This is a genomic window from Acidovorax cavernicola (genome assembly GCF_003581445.1).
This window is the reverse complement of sequence record NZ_QXMN01000314.1, coordinates 1-660: the sequence shown is the minus strand read 5'-3', so window position 1 is coordinate 660 and position 660 is coordinate 1. Positions and strand designations below refer to the sequence as shown.

The following is a 660-nucleotide window of genomic DNA, read 5'->3' as shown; positions in this document are numbered from 1 at the left end:
AACGCAGGCTATCTCCGGTCAATGAGTCCGGCGTAAAAACGGCATCCGGATAACGTTTGACCATAGGCAGTTGCGCGTTCTTGGTGTTGAGCATCTGCCCCGCATAGCCGCTGCCCGACAGCAGATCGGTATAGCCAAACGGCACACCGATGGTGCCCGGCAGATCGGGAGCGACGATGGAGGACATCCACATGGTCTTCCAAAGCTGGCCCTTCGCATCCCAGCGGTCGCCCAGCGCGCACAGCCATGTGTCTTCGTCGCAGTAGTAGCGGCCCTTGGGCGTCACATGGCGCCGGCCTTCGCGCAAGGTGGCCTCCACCACCCAGACACGGTGCAGTTCCCAGCGCATGTACTCCGGCTTGATCCAGCCATTGCCCAGCACCGTGGTGACGTCCTTGGGCTGCAGCATTCTGTTGCCGTTATAGGGGATGTACATCTCCTGCTTGCCGAGCAGCTTCCAGTCGAACCTGTCGAGTCGACCGGAGAAGGTTTCGACCTCGTCGAATGCCAGCACTCCGGCCGTTGCCGGGTTCGGCGTATCGCAGCAAGGATTTGGCAACTTGCGCACCCGGCGTTGGCCGGTGAGATAAATCCAGCCCAGGTCCTTGTCTCCGTCGAGTTGCCGGCGCCCGATCAGCGCCTCGCCGGAGCGGATCGGCG

The 660-nt window shown here is 62.1% G+C and carries 1 protein-coding gene; it reads right to left on the bottom strand.

The window, feature by feature from the left end; all coding sequences use genetic code 11:
* On the bottom strand, positions 1–660 hold a 660-nt coding region (locus tag D3H34_RS33395; RefSeq protein WP_147400632.1), incomplete at both ends, for a DUF1329 domain-containing protein.